Source organism: Arenimonas composti TR7-09 = DSM 18010, assembly GCF_000426365.1.
Classification (GTDB): domain Bacteria; phylum Pseudomonadota; class Gammaproteobacteria; order Xanthomonadales; family Xanthomonadaceae; genus Arenimonas; species Arenimonas composti.
In genome coordinates this window covers 518,915-538,019 of sequence record NZ_AUFF01000001.1, presented here as the reverse complement: position 1 = coordinate 538,019, position 19,105 = coordinate 518,915, and the positions used below count along the sequence as shown (strand labels likewise).

At 72.7% G+C, this 19,105-nt stretch carries 18 protein-coding genes; 6 read left to right on the top strand and 12 right to left on the bottom strand.

Going from position 1 to position 19,105, the window contains the following annotated elements; genetic code table 11:
- Nucleotides 1-6: 6 nt before the first annotated feature.
- Complete coding sequence (locus K311_RS14910) at nt 7-1,050, top strand: NAD-dependent epimerase/dehydratase family protein (protein WP_051239392.1); 1,044 nt, start codon at nt 7-9, stop codon at nt 1,048-1,050.
- An 18-nt stretch (nt 1,051-1,068) separates the two neighbouring features.
- Here the strand turns inward: K311_RS14910 and K311_RS0102405 are convergent, their stop codons facing one another.
- The 4 genes from K311_RS0102405 to K311_RS14900 form a co-directional block, all read right to left on the bottom strand.
- Nucleotides 1,069-2,697 (bottom strand): POT-type proton-dependent oligopeptide transporter, encoded by a 1,629-nt coding sequence (locus K311_RS0102405; protein ID WP_026815996.1) that lies wholly within the window; start codon nt 2,695-2,697, stop codon nt 1,069-1,071.
- Between the two features lie 60 nt (nt 2,698-2,757).
- The gene (locus tag K311_RS0102400; protein ID WP_026815995.1) at nt 2,758-3,120 is read right to left on the bottom strand and encodes a DUF6164 family protein; all 363 of its coding nucleotides are present in this window, start codon (nt 3,118-3,120) and stop codon (nt 2,758-2,760) included.
- 25 nt (nt 3,121-3,145) lie between these two features.
- Nucleotides 3,146-4,201 (bottom strand): glycerophosphodiester phosphodiesterase family protein, encoded by a 1,056-nt coding sequence (locus K311_RS14905; RefSeq protein WP_043798369.1) that lies wholly within the window; start codon nt 4,199-4,201, stop codon nt 3,146-3,148.
- Nucleotides 4,202-4,294: 93 nt separating this feature from the next.
- On the bottom strand, nt 4,295-4,885 hold the full coding sequence (locus K311_RS14900) for an SRPBCC family protein (RefSeq protein WP_051239391.1): 591 nt from the start codon (nt 4,883-4,885) through the stop codon (nt 4,295-4,297).
- Nucleotides 4,886-4,970: 85 nt separating this feature from the next.
- Between K311_RS14900 and K311_RS0102380 the strand changes: the two genes are divergently transcribed.
- Nucleotides 4,971-5,909, top strand: a complete 939-nt coding sequence (locus tag K311_RS0102380) for a DUF808 domain-containing protein (RefSeq protein WP_026815994.1) — start codon at nt 4,971-4,973, stop codon at nt 5,907-5,909.
- 9 nt (nt 5,910-5,918) lie between these two features.
- On the opposite strand, the gene K311_RS0102375 is transcribed toward K311_RS0102380, so the two are convergent.
- Nucleotides 5,919-8,417 (bottom strand): alpha/beta hydrolase family protein, encoded by a 2,499-nt coding sequence (locus tag K311_RS0102375; protein ID WP_026815993.1) that lies wholly within the window; start codon nt 8,415-8,417, stop codon nt 5,919-5,921.
- A gap of 70 nt (nt 8,418-8,487) precedes the next feature.
- On the opposite strand from K311_RS0102375, the gene K311_RS0102370 reads away from it, so the two are divergent.
- Entirely contained in the window at nt 8,488-9,336 is an 849-nt protein-coding gene (locus K311_RS0102370; RefSeq protein ID WP_026815992.1) for a PhzF family phenazine biosynthesis protein, read from the top strand.
- Here the strand turns inward: K311_RS0102370 and K311_RS0102365 are convergent.
- The gene (locus K311_RS0102365; RefSeq protein WP_026815991.1) at nt 9,333-10,922 is read right to left on the bottom strand and encodes a hypothetical protein; all 1,590 of its coding nucleotides are present in this window, start codon (nt 10,920-10,922) and stop codon (nt 9,333-9,335) included. The two genes, K311_RS0102370 and K311_RS0102365, sit on opposite strands and share 4 nt — an antisense overlap.
- Before the next feature lies 1 nt (nt 10,923).
- A complete protein-coding gene (locus K311_RS17390; protein ID WP_051239390.1) occupies nt 10,924-12,411 on the bottom strand; it encodes a GGDEF domain-containing response regulator in 1,488 nt (495 codons plus the stop codon).
- A 111-nt stretch (nt 12,412-12,522) separates the two neighbouring features.
- On the opposite strand from K311_RS17390, the gene K311_RS0102355 reads away from it, so the two are divergent.
- Both K311_RS0102355 and K311_RS0102350 read left to right on the top strand, forming a co-directional pair.
- Nucleotides 12,523-13,617 (top strand): diguanylate cyclase, encoded by a 1,095-nt coding sequence (locus tag K311_RS0102355; RefSeq protein ID WP_081683229.1) that lies wholly within the window; start codon nt 12,523-12,525, stop codon nt 13,615-13,617.
- Nucleotide 13,618: 1 nt separating this feature from the next.
- Nucleotides 13,619-14,578: an SOS response-associated peptidase family protein gene (locus tag K311_RS0102350; protein ID WP_026815989.1), complete on the top strand. Its 960-nt coding sequence runs from the start codon at nt 13,619-13,621 to the stop codon at nt 14,576-14,578.
- 7 nt (nt 14,579-14,585) lie between these two features.
- Here the strand turns inward: K311_RS0102350 and K311_RS0102345 are convergent, their stop codons facing one another.
- The 4 genes from K311_RS0102345 to K311_RS0102330 form a co-directional block, all read right to left on the bottom strand.
- Nucleotides 14,586-15,056 (bottom strand): hypothetical protein, encoded by a 471-nt coding sequence (locus K311_RS0102345; protein ID WP_154659422.1) that lies wholly within the window; start codon nt 15,054-15,056, stop codon nt 14,586-14,588.
- 92 nt (nt 15,057-15,148) lie between these two features.
- Nucleotides 15,149-15,742, bottom strand: coding sequence for a 2'-5' RNA ligase family protein (locus K311_RS14885; RefSeq protein WP_051239389.1), 594 nt, complete (start codon nt 15,740-15,742; stop codon nt 15,149-15,151).
- Nucleotides 15,743-16,528, bottom strand: coding sequence for a gamma-glutamyl-gamma-aminobutyrate hydrolase family protein (locus K311_RS0102335; protein ID WP_026815987.1), 786 nt, complete (start codon nt 16,526-16,528; stop codon nt 15,743-15,745). It abuts the gene before it with no gap.
- Nucleotides 16,525-17,667, bottom strand: a complete 1,143-nt coding sequence (locus tag K311_RS0102330; RefSeq protein ID WP_026815986.1) for a carboxylate-amine ligase — start codon at nt 17,665-17,667, stop codon at nt 16,525-16,527. Before K311_RS0102330 ends, K311_RS0102335 begins: the two co-directional genes overlap by 4 nt.
- Nucleotides 17,668-17,797: 130 nt before the next feature.
- Between K311_RS0102330 and K311_RS0102325 the strand changes: the two genes are divergently transcribed.
- Entirely contained in the window at nt 17,798-18,088 is a 291-nt protein-coding gene (locus K311_RS0102325; protein WP_026815985.1) for a hypothetical protein, read from the top strand.
- 4 nt (nt 18,089-18,092) lie between these two features.
- Here the strand turns inward: K311_RS0102325 and K311_RS0102320 are convergent, their stop codons facing one another.
- A complete protein-coding gene (locus K311_RS0102320; protein ID WP_026815984.1) occupies nt 18,093-19,100 on the bottom strand; it encodes a hypothetical protein in 1,008 nt (335 codons plus the stop codon).
- Nucleotides 19,101-19,105 lie beyond the last annotated feature (5 nt).

Genomic DNA, 19,105 nt, shown 5'->3' with positions numbered 1-19,105 from the left:
GCCGTCATGCGCGACTTCCGGTTTCCGGTGCAGCCCCCGTCCTCCGCGGACGCCGCCGGCCAGGACCTCGCCGAAGCCGACCCCTCGCGGAATGCCCTGCCCATCCTGGTGCTCGGCGGCAGCGGCTTCGTCGGCGGTCATGTCGTCACCGCCCTGCTCGGCCGCGGACACCCGGTGATCGTGGGTTCGCGGCGCCCGGCCCGCGCCGCCCGCCGGCTGCCGACGGAAGCCCGCCACTGCGAGCGGCGTCGCGCCCGTTTCGAAACCCTGCTGGACCCCCGCGCCTGGCGACCGCTGCTGACCGGCGTCGCGCTCGTCGTGAACTGCGTCGGCATCCTGCGCCAGCGCGGCCACGAGACCTACGACCGCGTCCATCACCTCGCCCCGGGCGCGCTGGCCCATGCCTGCGCCGCAGCGGGTATCCCGCTACTGCACATCTCCGCGCTCGGACTCGACGCCCCGGCGCGCAGCCGCTTCCTGCGCTCGAAACGCGACGGCGAGGCGGCGGTGCGCGCCAGTGGCGTGCGCGGCGGCATCGTCCGGCCTTCGCTGCTCGACGCCACCGAGGGCGGCTACGGCGCACGCTGGCTGCGCCGGGTCGCGGCCTGGCCGCTGCTGCCCCTGCCGGCGGATGCCAACGGCCGCATCGCCGCCCTCGATGTCGCCGACCTCGGCGAGGCGATCGCGCGGCTCGCCGAGCGGGCGCATGCCGGCCTCGACGCGTACGAACTCGGCGGCGAACAGGCCCGGCCGCTGCGCGAACACGTCGCGGCCTTACGGCGCGGTCTCGGTCGGCCACCGGCACGCGTCATTCCGGTCCCGGGCTGGCTGGCGCGGCTCGGGGCGCACGCCTGCGACCTGCTGCACGTCACGCCGTTTTCTTTCGCTCACTGGGAACTGCTGCGGCGCGACAACCGGCCGGTCCACAACCGACTGCCGGAACTCCTCGGACGGGCGCCGCGCGTGGTCGGCGCAGCACCGGCCGAACCGGACGGGTCGGCGCCGCCGTCGCCACCTGTCCCGGCGGCGATCGCAACACCGCCGGGCTGAGCTCGCTGGCCGCGACCGTCAGGCGGCGCGGTAGTTCTCCTGCATCGGATAGGCGCGCGCATAGGCCGCGAAGGCCAAGGCGGCGACCAGTGCGAAGCCGGCGAAGAAGAACATCAGGAAGGCGTTCTCGGTCCAGCCCTGGGCGGTGATCCACTGCACGACCTCCGGGCGGCGCACGGTCGCGTTCGTCAGCAGCACCCAGAGGCCGCCGAAGGTGCTGGTCAGGTACCAGAAGGCCATGATCACGCCCTTCATCGCCATCGGCGCCTGGCTGTACGCGAACTCCAGCGCGGTGGCCGACACCAGCACTTCGCCGAAGGTCAGCAGCAGGTAGGGCAACGTCTGCCAGGCCAGCGAGACCTCGGCGCCACCGTCGAGCCAGAGCTGCAGCACGCCGGCGATCACCCACGACAGCGCCGAGATGCCGATGCCCCAGCCCATCCGCCGCAGCGAGGTCACCTGGAAGCCCATCTTCCGCAACGCCGGATAGAGCACGAGGTTGTTGAAGGGGATCAGCAGCATGATCAGCAGCGGGTTCAACGCCTGCATCTGCGTGGCGCTGGTCACCAGCCAGCTCGGCCACCACCAGGCCTCGTGCGGCACCACCATCTTCGTGCCCTGGATCACCCAGGTGGAAGCCTTCTGGTCGAACAGCGACCAGAACGGCGTCACCAGCGCGAACACGACCAGGATGCGCAGCACCGCGCGCACGCCGTCGATCGCCACATCGGGGTGACGGCCGCGCGCGCGCTCGAGCTGCAGCGAGGCGCCGATGCCGATGCCGGCGATCAGTGCGCCGAGCGCGAGGCAGAACGTGATCACGAAGCCCCAGCCCTGCGGCCAGACGGCGGCGCCGGTGGACGCCGACACCGCCCACAGCAGCAGCATGACCGCCGCCAGTACCACCGATGCGCCGGCAAGGAAGGTGCCGGTGCCGTGGCCATTGCGCAGCAGCGCCGACTTCACGACCTCGAGGAAGGAATCCGGATCGGTACCGCGCGAGGGCGGCACGTTGACGTACTCGCGCCGGCCCAGCCAGAAGATCAGGGTGGCGACGAACATCAGGATGCCGGGAATGCCGAAGGCCCACTTCGGACCCCAGCTCTCGAGCACGCGCGGCATCAGCAGCGAGGCGAAGAAGGAACCGAAGTTGATGATCCAGTAGAAGGCGTCGAACACCACCTTCGCCTTGCTCTTGTTGCTCTGGTCGAACTGGTCGCCGCAGAAGGTGACCACCAGTGGCTTGATGCCGCCGGAACCGAGCGCGATCAGGAACAGGCCGGTGTAGAAGCCGGTGGCATTCGACTCGAACAGCGCCAGGCAGGCGTGGCCGGCGCAGTAGATCAGCGAGAACCACAGGATCGTGTTGTATTTGCCGAAGTACCGGTCCGACAGCCAGCCGCCGAGCAGCGGGAAGAAGTACACGCCGATGACGAAGCTGTGGAACAGGTCCTTGGCGGCGCCTTCGCGGGCCACCTCGTCCGGCAGGTAACCGAGCAGGATCGACCCGATCAGGAACGGCACCAGGATGTTGCGCATGCCGTAGAAGCTGAAGCGCTCGCAGGCCTCGTTGCCGATGATGTACTTGATCTGCGTCGGCATCCGGCCGTGGCCGGCGGCGTCGGTGGCGTTCACGGTCTGGGTCATGCGCGTGTCCGGCGAAGGGGTCGCCGGATTGTCCACGGATCGCCGCCGCCGACCAACCCGTCAGCGCAGCAGCAGCGCCGGCAGCATCACCAGCGCGAGCATCATCAGGATGCCGAAGATCGCCAGCAGGCTCTGCAGCGGACGCCGGCGCATGCCTTCCAGACTGCCCTCGACGCGTCCCTCGCGCAGGTCTTCCGCGCGCGCGGCGCGGGCACACCGGGCACGCTCGGCCTGGTAGTCGGCCAGATGCGCCCTGGCCGCGTCGGCCTGCGCGTCGTCCTTCACCCAGAGGCCGCCGCCGGAAATTCCCCACAGGCTGGGCCTGGTCTCGTACCAGTCGATGCGACGCGCATCGAGCAGCGCGCGCACCTCGTCGGCTTCGTCGTCGGGCACATTGCGCAGGTTGAACACGAGTTTCGCCATGCGCGGATGATAGCCGGCGCGCCGTTCAGCGCTCCTGCCGCCACGCGGCACGGACCGCGACCCCCAGCGCGGGCTGGTCGATGAACCAGCCGTCGACCCCGAGTTCGAGCAGCCGGCGCGCCTGCACCGCACCGCCGGATTCGGCGCGCAACGTGTAGGGCACCACCGCGAAACCGAGCGCGGAGGCCTGCGCCAGCCAGGCGCGGTCGCCCTCCCCGGCCTCGAGCAGATCGTCCTTGTGCGGCGCCAGCACGTCGACCACACCACGCAGTGCCGCCAGCGCATCCGCCTGCACCAGCCGCCGGTAGCTCACCTCGCCCTGCGCGAACAGCGGCGCGAGCGGCCCGTACACCGCCCCGGCGGCGTCGCCGTGCGCGTGGTGCCAGCGCAGGTCGTACGGCGTTTCGGCATCGAGCCGTCCGAGCAGCTGCACCAGCGGCCAGCGCAGCCCGGCGGCATCCAGCCGCCGCCGCAGCGCCAGCAGGCTCGCCGGCTCGAAGGACTGCACGCGGATCCGCGCCGGATCGGTGAATTCCAGCGCCTGCAGCTCGCGGAGCAGCGCCGCGCCGAGGTCGATGCCGATCGGCCTGCCGTCGCCACGCCGACCCTCGGCCGCGAACCAGGTCGGATGCTTGATCTCGGGATAGATGCCGACGTGGCGGCCCCGCCGCTCCGCCGCCCGCACCAGCGCGACGATGTCGGCCAGCCGCGGAATGCCGTAGCGGCCGTCGTGCGCCGCCGAGGCCGGGCGCAGCTCCGGCAAGCGCTCGCGCGCACGCAGCGTCGCCAGTTCGGCCCAGGTGAAATCCTCGACGAACCAGTCCTCGACGTCCTCGCCGTCGATGCACTTGCGGCAGCGGCGACCGGCGAATTCCGGCCGCGCGGCGACGTCGGTGGTCGCCGACAGCGCGTTGTCGTGGCGCGCGACCAGCACGCCGTCGGCGCTCGCGACCAGGTCCGGCTCGATGAAGTCGGCGCCGCAGCCGATCGCCAGCGCGTAGGACGCGAGCGTGTGCTCCGGGCGCGAACCGCTGGCGCCGCGATGGGCGATCACCACCGGCCACTGCACGGCGGTACTCATGCGGCCGCCGCTTGCAGCAGGTCCCAGCGATTGCCGTAGAGCTCGTCGTATTCGCGCACCCGCAGCGCGACCTCGGCCAGTGACTGCGCCATGTCAGTCCGCCGTCGCCGCGGCCGGCCCGGTGATGACGCTGCCGCCGAGCTTCGTCGCCAGTCCGCCGAGCTGCTGCGCCTGTACCCGGTCGATGATCGGCACGAAGCCCACGAGGTCGGCCGGATCGCCGGCCGGCGCGCCGTCGGGCAGATAGCCGCCGGCGCGGTACCAGAGGGTGATGCGGGTGCCGCCGCCCGCCTCGGGCTGCAGCCGGAACTCCAGCGCGCCATGCAGGCCCATCCCCTGCAGCGGGCCGAGCCCACCGGTCATCCGCAGCGTGCGGCCCGGGTCGACGAAGGTCACCAGCATGTGCAGCGCCTGGCGCTCGCCGGCGAGTTCGCAGAAGCAGCCGCCGGCGCGTGGCTCGATCGCAAGCCGGCTGTCGGACCACCAGCGATGGTCGCGCGGCCACCAGGCATCGACCTCGCCGACCAGCGCGGCCCAGGCGGCGTCCGGCGCCACCGGCACCACCGCCTCGTTCTGCAGGGTGAAGCCGGACGCGGACCGGTCGAGCACCCGCGCCGGCGCGGCGGCGGCGAATGCGATCGAAGCGGCAGCGACCAGAACGGCGAGTGGACGGACGCGGCGCATGGCGGGTCTCCGTGACGGTTGCCGCAAGCCTAGCGCCGTCCGGGACCGTTGTTACCATTCGCCCCCTGCCCCCACGGACCCGCTCATGGCCTCCAGCCTGCTCGTACTGCTCGACGACATCGCCTCGATCCTCGACGACGTCGCCGCGATGACCAAGGTCGCCACCCAGAAGACCGCCGGCGTGCTCGGCGACGACCTGGCACTGAACGCGCAGCAGGTGAACGGCGTGAAGCCCGACCGCGAACTTCCGGTGGTCTGGGCGGTGGCGAAGGGCTCGGCGGTGAACAAGGCGGTCCTGGTGCCACTGGCGCTGGGCATCAGCTGGCTGGAGGGCTGGCTGCGCGGACGTGGGATCGACCTGCCGATCATCGTCGTGCTGATGATGATCGGCGGCGCCTTCCTGTGTTTCGAGGGCGCCGAGAAGCTGCTGCACAAGTTCTTCCACAAGGCCGAGGAGGCCGAGCACCACCGCGCCCTCGTGCAGGCCGTCGCCGACGAGAAGATCGACCTGGTGGCGCACGAGAAGCAGAAGATCCGCGGCGCGATCCGCACCGACTTCATCCTTTCAGCGGAGATCATCGTGCTGAGCCTCGGCACAGCGGCCGGCGAAACCTTTCCGGTGCAGGTCGGCACCCTGGCCGCGATCGCCGTGATCATGACGGTGGGCGTCTACGGCCTCGTCGCGGGCATCGTCAAGATCGACGACCTCGGCCTGCACCTCAGCGCCCGTGGCGGCCGCGCCACCCGCGCGGCGGGGCGGGCGATCCTCGCCGCGGCGCCGTGGTTCATGAAGTTCCTGACCTTCGCCGGCACCGCGGCGATGTTCCTCGTCGGTGGCGGCATCCTGGTGCACTCGATTCCGCCGCTGCACCACTTCGCCGATCACGTCGCCGGCGACGGCGGCATGGCGTGGGCGATCGCGATGCTGCTCAACGCCGTCGCCGGCATCATCGCCGGCCTGCTCGTCGTCGGCGTCGTGGGCATGATCCAGCGCCTGCGCGGCACCGCCCGCGCCGGCGACTGAGGTCTGCCGCTACTTCGAGGAATCGGCCGCGGCCGCGCCCGCTTCCGCCGGGAAGACCTTGCCCTCCAGATGCTGGCGCAGAAAGCCGGCCACGGCGTGCCAGGTCGCTTCCAGGTTGTCGATGTCGTCCAGCCCGTGGCCTTCCTTCTCGAACTCGAGCAGCACCGGCGGCCGCCCCGCCAGGTTCAGCATGCGCAGCAGGCGGCGGGTGTGCTCGAAATCGACGCGCACGTCCTCGCGGCCGTGCACCAGCATCACCGGCGTCGTCAGGCGGTCGATGTGGAACAGCGGCGAGGTGGCGATCATCCGCTCGAGATCGGTATTCGGATCGCCGATCGCCTCTTCCAGCAGCTCGCGCCCCCGCTCCGAGCGCCCGGTGTCGCTGGCGGTGAAGAACAGCGACAGGTCGCTGACGCCGGACATCGACACGACACAGCGGAAGCGCCCGGGCCGGCGCACCGCCAGGCTCAGGCCGGAATAGCCACCGTAGCTGGCGCCGACCACGCAGATGCGCGAGGAATCGAGCGGGAACTGCGCGAGCGCGGCCTCCAGCGCCGCCTCGATGTCGTCCTCGATCACCGTGCCGTAGCCGTGATAAGCCGCCTCGCGGAAGCGGTTGCCGTAGCCGGCCGAGCCGCGGAAGTTCACCTGCAGCACCGCGTAGCCGAGCGAGGCGACGAACTGCACGCTGCGGTTGAAATGCAGGCGGTCGGCGACACCGATCGGGCCGCCGTGCGGCATCAGCACCAGCGGTCGCGGACCGTCGCCGGGCGGCAGGGTCAGGAAGGCCTCGATCGCGAAGCCGTCGGCCGTCTCGACCTTCAGCGTCCGCGCCGGCGCGAACGGCTTGTCCTGCAGCCACGGTGCGGTTTCCTCGAGCAGGCTGGCACGGCGCGAGGCGCGGTCGAGCAGGTAGACCTGCGCCGGCTGGTCGGCGCCGTCGACCATCAGCAACAGGCGGCGGTCGTCGCGGTCGCGGCCGACGATCGACACCGTGCGTTCGCGGAAGGCCTGTGCCAGTGACGCCGTCAGCCCGCGCCCGGCCTCGTCGAAGTATTCGCTGACCAGATAGCCGCCGTCGTAGTAGCCGGCGCCGATCAGCCGGCGCGAGCGGTCGAACAGCGCCCGCACGACGTCGGTGCCGGGACGGGAGAACAGGGTGTCGGTGATCCGCTTCTGCACCGGATCGAAGGCCACGAGCTCGCGCTGCGCCCGTTCCTGCTCGATCGTGCCGTAGATCAGCCCGCCGTCGGCCGACATCGCCAGCGGGCGGAAGCCGTCGGGGTCCTCGATGTTGAGCACTGCCGCGAACGGCGCGCCCGGTCCCGGACGCCAGACGAGGTCCCAGGTCGTGCTGTCCTCGCCTTCCTCGTCCTTCTCGTCGCGGGCGACGATCGCCGCCCGCACCACGCCGCGGGCATCGAGATACCAGCGCTCGTCGCGCTCGAGGCCGCCGTTGAGGCGCTCGCGTGCCGGCCACCGCCAGCTGTCCAGGTAGTGCGGCGCGCGCACGTCGATCCGGTGCAGCATGAAGCGGCGGTCGCTGCCGAAACTGCCGAACACGACGTGGTCGGGATCCGCCGGCAGGCTGTCCACGACGACGCCGCCGCGCGGCATCGTGTAGACCGCCGGCGGGCCGCCGTCGGGCGCGAGGCGGATGAACATCGTGCGCTCGCCGCGCAGGGTCTGGACGTAGGCGGCGAGGATGTCGTCGGCGACCCAGAGCACGTCGGCGATCTCGCCGGCACTGGTCAGCACCGTGCTCCCGGTCTCGGCGTCGAGGTCGAACACGTCCAGCCGGTAGTCGTCCTTGCCGGCGCGCAGGGCGGCCGCCGCCCAGCGTCCGCCCGGGCTCAGCGCGATCGACTCGAGCCGCGACTCCTTCCACAACTCACGCACCGGCAGCGGCAGCGGCCCAGGTGCCGGCGCCGGCAGGCGGGCGTCCTCCGGCGGACGCGGCGTCGCCGCCAGCCGCTCGCGGTAGAAGGCCGGGAACGGATCCGGGTAGTGGCCGCTGTAGGCGAACTCGTAGCGCTCCGCGATCCGCGGATGCTGGTCCTGCAGCCAGTCGAGCGCGCGCAGGCCGCGATTCGCGAAATGACGGGTCAGCAGGTTGCGGTAGACCAGGTCGCCGGCGTAGTTGACCTTGCCGGCGACGACATCGAAGCGGGCCTCGCTGTCTTCGCGCAGGCTCCAGCGGAACCAGCCCAGGCTCACCCGGTCCCAGCGGTATTCGCCCGCGGGCACCACGTAGAGCGCCATCGTCGTGCCGACCGGAATGCCGCCGAGGCGGCCGCCGGAAAAGGCGCTGTCGACCGCGCGGAACTTCAGCGAGCGCACCGCCAGGTCGGTGTCCATCGCCACCAGCAGGTAGCCCTCGTCGGCACGCAGCTCCGGCAGGTCTCCGGGCTTCACCTTGAAGTCGCGGGCGGCGGCGGAACCGGCCGACAGCGCCAGCAGCAGGTAAAGCAGGGGCAGGCGCGCCGCGGCGCGCAGGTGTTCGAACATGAGGGACTCCCGGATTCCGGGCTTATGTTAAGCCACCCCGCCCGATCGCGACCCCGTCACGGAGTCTCCGATGCAGATCCAGCGTTACGCCGCTTTCTCGACCGCCGATGCCGGCGGCAATCCCGCCGGCGTCGTCCTCGCCGACACCCTGCCCGATGCGCAGACGATGCAGCGCATCGCGGCCGAGGTGGGCTATTCGGAAACCGCGTTCGCGGCCCCGCTCCCGGCCGGCGACGGCTGGCGGGTGCGCTACTTCTCGCCGGAGTCGGAGGTGCCGTTCTGCGGCCACGCGACGATCGCGCTCGGCGCCGCCCTCGCCCGCGCCCACGGTGACGGTGGCTACGCGCTGCAGCTCAACGATGCCCGGATCAGCGTCCGCGGCCGCCGCGAGGGCGAACGCTGGTCGGCCGCACTGCGTTCGCCGCCGACCCGCAGCGCGCCGGCGGAATCCAGCCTGCTCGCCGAGGCGCTGGCGCTGTTCGGGCTCACCGACGCCGCGCTCGATCCGCGGCTGCCGCCGGCACGGATCCATGCCGGCGCCGACCACCTCGCGCTGAGCCTGCGCACGCGCGCCGAGCTCGCGGCGATGCACTACGCGCTCGATGCCGGTCGCCGGCTGATGCGGGCGCACGGCCTGGTGACGATCGCCCTGCTGTGGGTCGACACGCCGCGCCGTTTCCACGTGCGCAATGCCTTCGCCAGTGGCGGCGTGCTCGAGGATCCGGCGACCGGCGCTGCGGCCGCGGCCTTCGCCGGCTACCTGCGCGACCTCGGCTGGCCGCACGGCGGCGCGATCACCCTGCTGCAGGGCGAGGACATGGGCATGCCCTCGCGGCTCACGGCCGAATTCGACGACGCCGTCGGCGGCGCGGTGACCGTCTCGGGTGAGGTCCGCGAACTGCGGTCAACCGGCGGCTAGCGGCCGCCGGCAGCGACCCAGCCGCCGGTAGTGCGCGGCGCCGGGACGTGTTCGGCCAGGGTGCGGTCGAGCAGAGCGCGCTGCTCGGGTTTGCCGCGGTCGACGGTCTCCATCAAGCGGCGCAGGGCGAGGTGGGCGCCGGGCCGGCCGCTCCTTTCCAGCCAGCGCAGCCGCGCATACCAGGCGTAAGGATCGTCGGGCCGGGCTTCCACCAGCTCGGCGCTGCAGGCCGGGGCTGCAGCATCTGCACGATTCCCGGCGGATATCGCCTGCAGGCACGCCTCGACCTGGTCGAACCAGGGCGAGGTCGCGCCGCTGCCGGTGTCGCCGTCGGCCATCGCCGTCGCCGGGCCGATCACCCGCCGCACGGCCTCCAGCCGTCCGAGCAGGGCCCAGTCGTCCGGTGCCGCCGCCAGCAGTGCCGTCATCTCGGTCTCGGCCCAGGGCAGCTGGCCGGCATTGACCAGCAGTTCGAGGCGCTCGCGGCGATGGCAGGCCCATCCGCAGGGATCGAAACGCAGCGCCTGCGAACGCAGCAGCAGCGCCTGCAGCGGGTCCTCGTAGGTCAGCCGGGTCGCCGCGGCGACCAGCACCTCGACCGGCGGCGGCGCATCGTGCAGCGCGCGGTCCCAGGCCGCCACGACGTCGCCCTCGCCGGCCGCGGCCGCCGCGGCGCTCGCCGGCAGGTTCGCCAGGCTGGCCAGCACCGGACGGCGGCTGCCGGCCTCGGCGGCGAAGGCGGCCAGCGCCTGCAGCGTGGCGGCCCCGTCGGGCCGCTGGCGCGCCGCTTCGGCGACTTCCGCCAGCACATGGAAACCTTCCGGATCGATTTCCCGGCAGCGACCGATCAGCGCGTCGTGCCGCGGCCAGTCGGCGAGCAGGCGGGCGCCGCGGGCGGCGCCGACGCAGGCCGGCACCAGCCGGGGCTCGGCGGCGAGGGCGCGTTCGAACTGGTCCTGTGCCTCGCCGACGGCGCGCCGGGTCGCGTCCGCCGCCGGGTCGGCGCCGGCGAGCCCGGCCAGGCGCTGCCAGCCGGCCGCGGTCAGCGCGTACGGATCGCGCGGTGCCGCGCGCAGCCAGGCGGTGGCGATGGCCCCGGCCTCGCGGCTGCCGTCGAACTGCCGGAATGCGCTGAAGATCTGTTCGCGCCGGCCGGGATCCTCGAAGTGCTGGACCAGCAGTTCCGCATGCACCTGGTGCAGCCGGGCGGCGCGGCCGCGACTCAGCAGCTCGCGCATCACCGGCAGCGGCATCGCCGCCTTGCGCAGCAGGGCGCAGCGCGCCGCGACCGTCGCCGCGGGCCAGGCGGTGCCCGGCGGGTCCGGCATCGCCAGGCAGCGCGCCTCGGCGTCGCGCGTGCGTTCGGCGGCGCGGATCGCCAGCAGCGCCACCTGCTGGTCGACGAGGCGACTCGGCACCGGCGCGGCTGCGGCGGCATTCCCCTCGCCCGCCGGCGCCGTGACCGGTGTCGCCGGCAGTGGCCGCCACGCGTCGCGCACCGGCGCGAAGCCGTCGTAGCGCCACCCGAACCAGCTGGCCAGCAGGGCCAGCGTCAGAACCAGCAGTGCGGCGCGCCGGGCGACCATGTCATCCCCCGAGTTTCTGCAGGAAGTTGATCAGCTGCGCGCGCTGGTTCGGCCCGAGCAGGCGGAACAGCGGCAGCAGCCGGCCGATCGCCTTGGGCAGCTGCTCCTGCAGCGGCCGCGGGTTGCCGCCGACCAGTTCGTCGAGCAGCGGATCGATGCGCAGGGCCTGCAGCGCCTTCGCCTTGTCGGCGGCGCTGGCCTGCGGGGCGGCGCTGCGGGCGGCGGCGATGCGCGCGGCCTCGGCGCGGCGGGCGACTTCGGCGGCGGCCTCGCGCTCGGCGGCGATCCGCGCCGCTTCGGCCTCGCGTTCGGCGGTCTCGGCGGCGCGACGCTCGGCCTCGGCCTTCTCCGCAGCGGCGCGCTCGGCGGCCGCGCGCTCGGCGGCCTGGCGGGCGGCCTCGGCGCGCTCCTCCTCGGATTTGATCGCGGCGATGCGCTCGGCCTCGGCCCGTTCCGCCGCCTCGCGGACGGCGCGCTCGGCGGCCTCGCGTTCGGCCTGCGCGCGCGCGGCCTCGGCCTCGCGCTCGGCGGCGGCCCGGTCGAGCTCGGCATGCTCCTCGGCGCCGACGATCTCGGTGACCTCGCCGGGACGGGCGGCCGCGGTCTGCAGGGCCTGCTGCAGGCGCGCGTCGACGATGTCGAAGGCCGCCTGCGGATCGCCCATGTCCGGCGACGTGCCGAGCACGGCCGCCGACAGCGTCACCGCGATCACCAGCCCGGCCTCGTCGGTCGGCGCGTTCTCGACCAGTTCCGTGCGCAGCCGCGAGATCATCCCGGCGATCCCGTCGGCCTTCCCGCCCGGCATCGACAGCGCGAAGCTGCCGAGGCCGATCCGGGCCGCGGTGTCTTCCTTGCGGATCCGCGAACGCAGGCGCTCGGCGACCTGGGTGACCACGGACTCGGCGATCTCGCGGCCGTAGTTCAGGAACATCCGGCGGAAGTCGTCGATCTCCAGCCGGACCAGGCTCAGCGGCTGCTGGTGGCGGCGCGAATAGGCCAGGTCCTGCTGCAGCCGGGCCATGAAGCCGGCGCGGTTGGCCAGGCCGGTCAGCGCATCGACCGTCGAGGTCGCCTGCAGCGCCCTGGTCTCCTTGCGGTGGGCGGCGTGGGCGCGGGCGCGGGCGACCAGGTCGCTGCCGGTGAAGGGCTTGGTGATGAAGTCGGTGGCGCCGAGGTCCAGCGCCGACATCCGCGCCGCCTCGTCGTTCTCGGCGCCGGTGACCACGATCACCGGCAGGCTGGACAGCTCGGCGTCCTCGGACGACCGGACCTTCTTCAGCAGGTCGTAGCCGTCGGAATTGGGCATGTTGAGGTCGGTGAACACGACCTCGATGCTGCGGTCCTCCTCGATCACCAGCCAGGCCTGCAGGCCGTCGTCGGCGGTGACGATGTCGAATTCGTCGCCGAGCATCTTCAGCGCCGCCTTGCGCATCAGCTTGGAATCGTCGACGACGAGAATGCGCGTCCTGCTTTCGGAACCGTCGGCCATGGGCTGCTCCTGGGAATGGCGACAATCTAAACCTTCCCGTCCGAACGGTGCACGCGGCCCGGGCAGGAGTACCGCTGCGCGAGCCTACACCCGGCGCTATGATCGCGTGGAATGCGAGACGACCACCCGCCACGCAACCCGGAAGCCGGCACCGCGCGCCTCAGCGACCTGCATCTGCTGCCGCGCCGGGTTTACCGTTTCCGCATGCTCGGGATGGGCCTCGGCGCGCCGCCGATCGCGCTGGTGCTGCAGGAACTCGGCGCGCCGATGTGGACCTGGGCGTGGCTGCTGGTGACCTGCCTGGTCTGGCCGCAGGTCGCCTATGTGATCGCCCGCCGCAGCGCCTCGCCCTTCGACGCCGAGCTGCGCAACCTGATGGCCGATTCGATGATCGCCGGCCTGTGGGCGCCGCTGATGCACTTCACCGCCCTGCCCTCGGCCCTGCTGGTGACCGTCGCCACCGCCGACAAGATCAATTCCGGCATCCGCGGGCTGTGGCTGCGCTCGCTGCCGGGCATGTTCCTCGCGGTGCTCGTCGGCGGCCTGCTGACCGGCTTCGCCTTCCGTCCGGAGACCAGCCTGCCGGTGCTGCTGGCCTGCCTGCCGATCATGATCGTGCACACGCTGGCGGTGTCGCTGGCGAGCTACCAGCTGGTGCGCAAGGTGCAGGCGCAGAACCGTCGCCTCGACGAACTCAGCCGCACCGACGTGCTCACGGGTCTGGACAACCGCCGGCACTGGCAGGACCAGGCGGAAGCCCTGCTGCAGCGCCACCACCGCGAAGGCCGCCCGGCGACCCTGATGCTGGTCGACGTCGACCTGTTCAAGCAGATCAACGACCGCCACGGCCACGCCGCCGGCGACGACGTGCTGCGCGGGATCGCCGCCCTGCTCCGTCGCGGCGCCGGTCCGCAGGCGCGGGTCGGCCGGCTCGGCGGCGACGAGTTCGCGCTGGCGCTGCCGGTCGGCATCGCCGAGGCCGAGCACGTCGCCGAGCAGCTGCGGGCCGGCGTGGAGCAGTTGCGGCTGGCGGATGCGCCGGCGCTGCGCTGCTCGATCAGCCTCGGCCTGGCCGAAGCCGGCCCGACCCACCTCGGCCTGCGCGAGTGGAGTGAGGCCGCCGACAAGGCCCTGTACCGGGCCAAGCACGGCGGCCGCAACCAGCTCGTGCGCCAGGGCGACTCGCTGGAACCGGACCCCGCCTGAGATGTGCTACTCGGCGCAGATCCAGGCCGACTACCACGTCTACCGCCGGCTCTGGGGCGTCGAGGCGGTGAGCCTGGAGCAGTTCGTGCAGCTGTACTGGTCGCCGGACAAGTCGCGCGCCGCGCGCACGCCGAGGGCCCTGGATGCCGCCTTCGCCCGCGGCGACAGCGAGACCGAGCGGCGCATCGCCGCGCGCATCCGCGAGCTCGCCGCCGCCCGCGAAGCCGAGCTGCAGCAGGAACTGTTCCGCCAGTCGCGGCGCGTCGCCGACGCCGAACGCGCCCTGCAGACCCGGGTCACGAAGAAGGCGCAGGAGGACCTGCGCATCGGCAGCGGCAAGGTCGGCCAGCTGCGCGCCCGCCTCGCCGACCTGCACCGCAGCACCCCGAATGCCCAGGATTCGCGCATCTACCCCGGCTGGTACGCGCCGGTGATGATCCAGCGCGACGGCGTGCGCAGCCTGGTGCCGATGCGCTACCAGTGCCGGCCACCGGCGGTGCCGGCCGGTTTCGACCGCAAGTTCCCGGGCACCTACAACGCCCGCCGCGACAGTCTGGACGGGTTCTGGAAGCCGCTGTTCGGTTACCGGCACGCGGTGATCGTCGCCGATGCCTTCTACGAGAACGTCGCCCGCCACGATGCCGAGCACCGGCCGCTGCGCGAAGGGGAATCGCCGGAGAACCTCGTTCTGGAGTTCCGTCCGCGCGACCGCCGGCCGATGCTGGTCGCCTGTCTCTACGCGCACTGGAAGCGCGGCGACGAGGAGCTGTGGTCGTTCGCGGCGATCACCGACGAGCCGCCGCCGGAGGTCGCGGCCGCCGGGCACGATCGCTGCATCGTGCCGATCCGGGCGGAGAACCTCGATGCGTGGCTGAATCCGGACCCGCACGATCCCGCTGCGCAGTACGCCATCCTCGACGACCGCGACCGCCCTTACTACGAACACTCGCTCGCGGCCTGAAGCCGGCTCAGTCGATGCGGCAGTCGGGGTCGATCGCTTCGCGGCGTTCGACGAGGCGCCAGCCCAGGGTCGCGTCGTGGGTCCAGCGGCGGACGTGGCGGACGGGGACCGGGTGCTCGCCGGCGATGCTGGCGCAGGCGGTGATGCGCACCGTCTGCAGTTCCAGCTCCGCGATGACGGGAACGTTGCTGCCGTCCCGGCACCCCTTGCGCTCGGCCTCGATCACGAACCGCTCGACGCGCTCCGGCAGCGCGCCGGAGACGACGAGATGGTGGTCGCCGCCGCCGTTCCCGCGGGCCACGGGATCGAGCAGGGTCGCGATTTCGCGCACCAGCGCATCGTCCTGCTGGTCGGCAGCGAAGACCCGCCGCGTCTCCAGCGTCGCGCAGTTCCATCCGGATGCCTTGTCGGCTTCCGGCCCGGTCGATGCCTGGGCCGCCGCCGCCGTCATGAGTGCCATGGCCATCGCGATACGCATGAATCGCCTCCCTTCCCCGTGCAGGTCTGCCTGTCCAACGCGGTCCATGCTGGCCACCGGGCAGCGCTCGCGCAAACGGCCCCGCCCGGGCGTCAGGCCTGCAGCGGCCAGGTCTGCAGGCTGCGGTAACCGGCAGCGGTGGACAGGACGAGGGAGAAGGTGGTGGCTTGCCAGGGCGGCGCCGCCAGGGCTTCCGTGGCGACCAGCTTGCGGTCGCACAGCAGCGTCAGGTGGGGTTCGTAGTCGGCGGTCGAGGCGATCGCGCGGGTGGCGACGAGGGCGGCACAGAGCTGCCGGCGCAGGTCGTGCAGCGCCGCGAGCTCGCCACCGCGCAGTACGAAGGGGTGGCGACCGCCGCGGCCGTCGAAGCTGCCGGCGAGCGCGAAGGCCACCGGTACCGGCGCCGCACTCACGAGATCGCCGGCGGTCTTCGCGGCGCCGATCAGGTCCGGCGGCACCGGCCGGAAGCTGCCGACGAAGGCCAGGGTCACGTGCATGCGTTCGGCCGGCGCGACCGCCCCGCTCAGTCCGTGCCGCTCGCGCAGGCGACGGCCCAGCTCGACCAGGCCCGTGGCGATCACCGGCGGCGGGAACAGCGCGAAGAACAGGCGCTCGTCGCCACCGCCGGTCCCGTCGAAGGCGAAAGCGCCTGCGGGACGGCTGACGCCGGCGTGCTGCGTGACCACCTAGCCGCGCTCGCGCCTGGCCGCCGCCGCGGCGAAGAAGGCCTGCAGCAGCGGCTCGGTCGGCAGCAGATCTTCCCAGCGGCCGTCGTGGAATTCCGGGTGCCACTGCACGCCGAGCACGAAGCCGTCGCCCTCGGCACGCACGGCTTCGACCACGCCGTCGTCGGCGCGGGCCTCGATCCTCAGGCCGCGGCCGAGCTCGCGCACGCCCTGGTGGTGGATCGAGTTCACGATGCCGCCGTCGTTGCCGTAGACCCCGCGCAGCCAGCCGCCGGCGGCGAACTCGATCGGGTGCAGGTGTTCGTCGTAGAGGTCCTGCACGTGGTGCGCGCTGGACGTCGCCGCGTCCTCGTGCAGGTCCTGGTACAGGTTGCCGCCGTAGGCGACGTTGATCAGCTGCAGGCCACGACAGATGCCGAGAACCGGCTTGCCCGCTTCGACGAAGGCCGCGAGCAGGTCGAGCTCGAAGCGGTCGCGGCGCGGGTCGATGCGCCCGCGCGCATGCCGGATCGGTTCGCCGTAGAACTGCGGGTGGATGTCGGAGCCGCCCTGCAGGATCAGCGCATCGAGCTGGCGGGCGTAGTCGCCGACGGTCGCGGTGGCCGGCCGGTAGGGGCCTTCGATTTCCACCGTCGGCACCATCACCGGCAGGGCGCCGAGGCCGAGCAGCCAGTGCGGGACCGAATTCTCGAGGAATTCCAGGGTCTTGCCGCGGAAGCCCAGTTCCACGGGCACTTCGCGCAGGGTGCGGGGGCTGATGCCGATCAGCAGCGGCGGCGTGTTCATCGCCGCGATTGTGCCCCGGCGACGGTGGCGTCGGCGAGCCAGTCGACGACCCGCCGCACCGCGCCGTGCCGGCCCGCGCCCTGCGCGCGGGCGCGCTGGTAGACCGCGAGCTGCGCATCGGCGGCCGTGCCCTCGGCGAGGATCGTCGCGCAGTGCTCGATCTCCGGGGCGCAGTCGAGGGCGGCGATGTCGGGGCCGATCAGCCGGCGCAGGCGTTCGAACAGCGCCCTGGCCGGCACCGGCCCGCGACCCTTTGCCGCCAGGAAGCTGGCCGCGACGCCCCAGCGCTTCGCGCGCCAGCGGTTCTCGTCGATCAGCCGGCGGCCGGCCGGGTCGAAGCCCGCACCGAGGGCCGGCCGCCGCACGTGCAGGCGCACCAGGCAGCGATACAGCGCCGCGAGCGCCAGGGCGTCGGCGCTGCGCGGGCAAACGTCGCAGATCCTGAGCTCGAGCGTCGGCAGCCGCAGCGACGGCCGGATCGCCCACCACAGGTTGCTGGCGTCGGGAATCGCGCCCTGGCGCACGAGCCGGCGCACGAAGGCGTCGTAGGCGCGCTGGTCCGGGAACGGATCGGGAATGCCGGTGCGCGGCCATTCGTCGTAGGCCGCCTGGCGATAGCTCATCAGTCCGGTCGGCAGGCCGCCCCAGAACGGCGACGAGGCCGACAGCGCCAGCAGCAGCGGCAACCAGGGCATCAGCCGGTTCATCAGCGCGACCCGGTCGACGCCGGCCGGCACCGCGGCGTGCACGTGCATGCCGCAGAGCACGTTGCGGCGGCCGATGATCTGGAAATCCTCGACCAGTTCGGCATAGCGCGGCTTCGCGGTCACCGTCTGCCCATGCCAGCCGGCCAGCGGATGGGTACCGGCCGCGACCAGCCGGTAACCGGCGGCGCCGACCACTTCGGCGAGTTCGCGCCGCAGCGCCGGCAGCCGCTCGCGGGCTTCGGCACTGCTGGCGAACACCGGCGAGGCGGCCTCGAGCTGGCATTGCAGCAGCTCCGGTACCACCACCTCGCCGAGCCGCGCCTGCGCCCGTGCGAGCAGCTTCGCCGGCACCCGCCGCACCAGCTCGCCGCTGCGCGCGTGCACCAGGAAATATTCCTCCTCGATGCCGAAGGTCCATTCGTGGCTGGGCATTGCCGGCTCCGGTCGCGGGATCCGCGCGAGCTTGCGCGCCCGGCCGAAAAGGCGAGGTCATCGCCGCCGGCTACGCGGCCGTCACCGCCGCCGTGGCATCAGGTCGACAGGCATTCACCGGGGCGCGCCCATGAGCGGACGGGACGGAACACAGGACGCGGAGCGTCATCCGGCGGAAACGCCGCCGGCGAAGAAGGACCCCGGGCCGCGCGAGCCGGCGCCGCGCGAGCCAGGCCCGCCGCCGCCGAAGGAACGGGTCGCGAAGGGCGGCGACGATCCGGCGCGAACCGCCGCCGCGGCGGCGGCGCGGATCGGCGACGACGAACTCGAGCGCACCGCCACCGACGGCAGGATCGAAACGGCCGCCGAGCCGCCGGCTTCGGATGCCGACGCGGCCGATGCCGCGGTGCGCGGCCGCTAGCGCCTCAGTCGTCGCCGAATTCGACGAAACCGGCGGCGGCCGCCGCGATGCCGACCAGCCCGCTGAGGTCGCCCTGCCCCCGGCCCTGCTCGGCGACCAGCCCGCAGAGCACGCCGGTGAACTGGGCCGCGCGCGCGACCAGCAACCGCAGACTGCCCAGATGCTCGATGTCCAGGCCCTGCGCCGCGAGCCCGGCATACCAGGCGTAGAGCGGCCTGCGCAGGCCGTCACCGTCGAGTTCCCGGCCGTGCCGGTGCGCCGCCGCGAGGAACAGGCCGGCGCCGCCGTCGCCGTCGCCGAACTCGACCTCCGACGCGTGCAGCTCATGCAGCGCCTGCAGCCGCTCGGCGACCATCGCGAAGGTCACCAGGCAGTCGCCCGCCCCACCCTCCGGTTCGGACGCGAGCGCGGCGAACAGTCCGCGCAGCGGCATCAGCTCGACCCCGCTCAGGCGCGGCCCGACCGCCGGCAGCGCATTGCCTTCGCCGTCGTCGTAGCCTTCGGCATGCAGTTCGAAATGATCGACGAAGCCGTCGTCGAGTTCGGCCCCGGCCTCCTCGGCGGCATCGGCTTCATCGTCGAGATCGTCCTCGACGGCGTCGTCGTCTTCGGCGAAGAACACGAACGCGTCGTCGAGCTCGAAGCGCTGGCGCCACAGTTCGGCACTCAGCACGTGCTGCTCGCCGCCGGCGTCGGGGCCGCTCACCGACACGTGCCGGAAGCCGAGCGCGGCGAGGAAATCGAGCACGCAGATCACGTCGGCCTGGCCGTCGCGCGGCCCGCGCAGTTCGAGTTTCCACAGCGCCTCGTCGCGCTGCACCCGGCGCAGTTCGACCCGTTCGCGCAGCTCGTGCAGCAGGAACCCGGTGTGCATCGCCGCCGGCGACAGCGCCCGCACCGCCTGCATCAGCGCATCGCCGTCGTAGCGCGGCAGCGCGTCGAGCGCCGCGGCGACCGCCGCCGGCGGCGCGCCGCCGGTCCAGCGCGCCTCGAGTCGATAGATCGTCTGCACGTCAG

Bases quoted from the DNA above. Each gene is read 5' to 3' on its own strand.
- K311_RS14910 (WP_051239392.1), top strand. From the start codon at position 7: ATGCGCGACTTCCGGTTTCCGGTGCAGCCCCCGTCCTCCGCGGACGCC.
- K311_RS0102405 (WP_026815996.1), bottom strand. From the start codon at position 2,697: ATGACCCAGACCGTGAACGCCACCGACGCCGCCGGCCACGGCCGGATG.
- K311_RS0102400 (WP_026815995.1), bottom strand. From the start codon at position 3,120: ATGGCGAAACTCGTGTTCAACCTGCGCAATGTGCCCGACGACGAAGCC.
- K311_RS14905 (WP_043798369.1), bottom strand. From the start codon at position 4,201: ATGAGTACCGCCGTGCAGTGGCCGGTGGTGATCGCCCATCGCGGCGCC.
- K311_RS14900 (WP_051239391.1), bottom strand. From the start codon at position 4,885: ATGCGCCGCGTCCGTCCACTCGCCGTTCTGGTCGCTGCCGCTTCGATC.
- K311_RS0102380 (WP_026815994.1), top strand. From the start codon at position 4,971: ATGGCCTCCAGCCTGCTCGTACTGCTCGACGACATCGCCTCGATCCTC.
- K311_RS0102375 (WP_026815993.1), bottom strand. From the start codon at position 8,417: ATGTTCGAACACCTGCGCGCCGCGGCGCGCCTGCCCCTGCTTTACCTG.
- K311_RS0102370 (WP_026815992.1), top strand. From the start codon at position 8,488: ATGCAGATCCAGCGTTACGCCGCTTTCTCGACCGCCGATGCCGGCGGC.
- K311_RS0102365 (WP_026815991.1), bottom strand. From the start codon at position 10,922: ATGGTCGCCCGGCGCGCCGCACTGCTGGTTCTGACGCTGGCCCTGCTG.
- K311_RS17390 (WP_051239390.1), bottom strand. From the start codon at position 12,411: ATGGCCGACGGTTCCGAAAGCAGGACGCGCATTCTCGTCGTCGACGAT.
- K311_RS0102355 (WP_081683229.1), top strand. From the start codon at position 12,523: ATGCGAGACGACCACCCGCCACGCAACCCGGAAGCCGGCACCGCGCGC.
- K311_RS0102350 (WP_026815989.1), top strand. From the start codon at position 13,619: ATGTGCTACTCGGCGCAGATCCAGGCCGACTACCACGTCTACCGCCGG.
- K311_RS0102345 (WP_154659422.1), bottom strand. From the start codon at position 15,056: ATGCGTATCGCGATGGCCATGGCACTCATGACGGCGGCGGCGGCCCAG.
- K311_RS0102335 (WP_026815987.1), bottom strand. From the start codon at position 16,528: ATGAACACGCCGCCGCTGCTGATCGGCATCAGCCCCCGCACCCTGCGC.
- K311_RS0102330 (WP_026815986.1), bottom strand. From the start codon at position 17,667: ATGCCCAGCCACGAATGGACCTTCGGCATCGAGGAGGAATATTTCCTG.
- K311_RS0102325 (WP_026815985.1), top strand. From the start codon at position 17,798: ATGAGCGGACGGGACGGAACACAGGACGCGGAGCGTCATCCGGCGGAA.